Origin of the sequence: Kosmotoga sp. DU53, from assembly GCF_001639905.1 — a bacterium.
In the GTDB taxonomy this organism is placed as follows: Bacteria; Thermotogota; Thermotogae; order Petrotogales; family Kosmotogaceae; genus Kosmotoga; species Kosmotoga olearia.
Window position 1 is genome coordinate 1 of the sequence record NZ_JGCK01000053.1, and the last position, 2,874, is coordinate 2,874.

At 44.2% G+C, this 2,874-nt stretch carries 1 protein-coding gene and 1 pseudogene; one reads left to right on the plus strand and one right to left on the minus strand.

From position 1 onward, the window contains the following. The first annotated feature begins 895 nt into the window (after positions 1–895). Entirely contained in the window at positions 896–2,269 is a 1,374-nt protein-coding gene (locus tag DU53_RS06855; protein WP_063728215.1) for an ATP-binding protein, read from the plus strand. A 387-nt stretch (positions 2,270–2,656) separates the two neighbouring features. On the opposite strand, the pseudogene DU53_RS12310 reads toward DU53_RS06855, so the two are convergent. Next, positions 2,657–2,874: pseudogene (locus DU53_RS12310) on the minus strand (metallophosphoesterase); the annotation flags it as partial.

Sequence of the window (2,874 nt, forward strand, 5' to 3'; positions counted from 1 at the left end):
GGGGGAATCCCCCCGTCTCTCACAGAACCGTGCGTACGGGCCAACGTACACGGCTCATGGATTGAGTATCGGATTCTCCGACGGTGGTTAAGTACCATCATACTACCTCCGCATGGCCTTCAGAATAAGTCGCATATAACAGAATCGGTTTCTTCTTCCACACAGGCATCGGTTTTCTACCCCTTTCGAGGAATATGCCCAACCCTATAATGGATTACTTGCCTGCCCCAGCCATTTCAGACCACCGTCGGCATTTCAGCCTCCGTTACGGGCTCCTGTTATATTCACTTCCCTTTGTGCCATTTCCTCAACCCTTCCCCCCTTCGCAAGTAACAGACCCTTTCGGTTCCTGTTACCCCCATCGCTCAAGGCGATAGTCCCTTCTCCTTTCAGAGAGGTTCAACACTACTACGGGTTCATCTGCCATCCTCCTCCGCTTCACCGGTCCTTGGGTCTCCCCTTGTTCCGGCTTACCCATCTTGGGACGAGTGAGGACTTCCCCGGGTAAGACATACAGCTTTCATCCGAATCCTGCCATCCCAACCTGTAGAGTTGGAGCTCGGGCTTCCCCATGTAAGGCAAGGTTACCCTCTCTACCGGCCAACACTGGTTCACTTTCGTTCAGTTCCGGATTTTGCCTTAGGCTTCCTTCAGATTCACCGTTACCAGTGACACCCTTGCCCTCAGCTAATGCTTATTTCGCTCCCCGCATTCGGGACTTTCACCCTATAGTTGTATGTCATGCCGGGCACACCTTACCCTTGGCGAAGCCAAGCTTACCCACGCGAAGCGTGTTTACCCGCTTTCGCTTTCTCGATTTTGAAATGATATAATAAACATGTGCCGAATTTATGGTGTGTGTACCACAAATATCATACATATATGAGGTGTGATTATGCCGATTTCTGAAATTATAATGTACAACCCATGGTGGAATAGTTCTATTAATATGGATACACTCGTTAAAAAACTGACTGAGCAGTATGAAAACGCTCGTTTCAAAAGGGATTATTCTAGCCTTTTCGATTTATCTTCAAATGCTCTCTACACATTAAGGGGAATGAGACAGATCGGGAAATCCACCGCCATTAAGATAACGATAGCTGAGTTGCTAAAAAAGAATGTCCCCGGAAAAAGCATAATGTTCTTACCCTCCGATACTGTGGCTGATTTCAAAGAGCTGAAGGAAGTTCTTTTAGAATATTTGAACTATGCCAGAGAATATAAGAAAAGGTATATTTTCATAGACGAGATCTCCTATGTAAAAGATTGGCAGCGTGCCATAAAAGAATTGAGGGACAACACCATCCTGAGAAACGACCTTATGATACTATCTGGCTCCTCAGCACTGGACATTAAAAGAGGAGCTGAGCGCATGCCGGGGCGAAGAGGTAATGTTGTCGAGCCAGATAAAGTACTTTTGCCGGTAACATTCAGAGAATACCTTGAAATCATTGGTTTCAAAAGCATGCCATTGTTTTCTCTGGATGAACTGCTTACTCTAAATGAAAAATATACCTTTGACTTTAAAATACTTGAGAACGAAATTAACCCGATTTTTGATAGATTCCTTTTGTCTGGTGGCATTCCCGTAGTTGTTGAAAAAACGATTCAAGAAGAATCCCTGGAACAGCTTGTCAACGTATTTTGGGATATCATGGTAGGTGACATTGAAAAAGTTGGATTGAATAGAATCACATTAAGGAAGATAATAAAGTATCTTGTAGGCCGAATCGGTTCAAGGCTTTCATGGAACTCCGTTGGTTCAGAAGTAGAATTGGACACAAAAACCGTCCAACGTTATCTTGAAGCCATTACGTCAAACTACCTAGGATTTGTAATTCACTTTCTCGATAAAAACAAACATACAATAAAACCCCTTAAACAGAAAAAGTTTTACCTGTGGGATTCCTTCCTGAACACAGTAATTCAGAAAAAGTTAGGAGTGTCTACCAAAATTCCTGAATTAATTGAACAATTAGTAGGAAAAGAACTCCTGATAAGATACGAAAACAACCTTTCAGAAAGCAGTTATATGTTAGAAAACGTAGGGTTCTGGTATTCTCAGACTGGAAACGAAGTAGATTATTTGGTAAAAAACATACCGATAGAAGTAAAATACAAGAACAACATATCGAAAGGAGACGCCGTTACAATCACAAAAGCTTTTGGGAAAGGTATCTTACTTACCAAAAAAACGCTGGATTTATCATCGCCTGTCAAACGCATCCCGGTGTCCCTATTCCTGGCAGTTTTATCTATTGGTTAGCCTGTATGAGAAAATACTCTCAGGTATTGGGTTTTGATCTCTCTACTCTTGAGAATTAGAAAATGGGGTCAGTTCCACAGCGGACTGCCCCTGTTCTTCGAGGCTTACCCTTGGCGGAGCCAAGCTTACCCATGCGCTAGCATGCTCACCGGCTCCCAGACTCTCGGTTCTCGATTGTCACGTACAACCCACAACCTGCAACGACTTTATATTTTCATTTTCTCGCCTCTTGGTTTCTCGATGTTTTCTCTATACCCTATACCCCAGACCCTATACCCGCTTTTGGTTCTTTCCGCCGAAGGCGCATACCAACCGCGAAGCGGTTCACACCCCCGGCACAGCCGGGCTTACCCTTGGCGAAGCCAAGCTTACCCACGCGAAGCGTGTTTACCGTGGGAAAACAAAAAAGCTGTCGATTTCCTGGCCCTTTATGTCATAACAGGTGCCTTTTAGTTTGCCATTATCATATTCAAAGAGAACGAAGTGATATCCTTCGAAGCTTGCTACCGGACCTGAAGGATCTTTAATGCCATAAGGAGAAGCTCCACCACCACCTATTACGATGTATGTGAGACCATTGTGTTCAATGCGCTGGTAGTTATGAT

Excerpts from the sequence above, each read along its gene's own strand:
- DU53_RS06855 (WP_063728215.1), top strand. The coding sequence starts at position 896 with ATGCCGATTTCTGAAATTATAATGTACAACCCATGGTGGAATAGTTCT.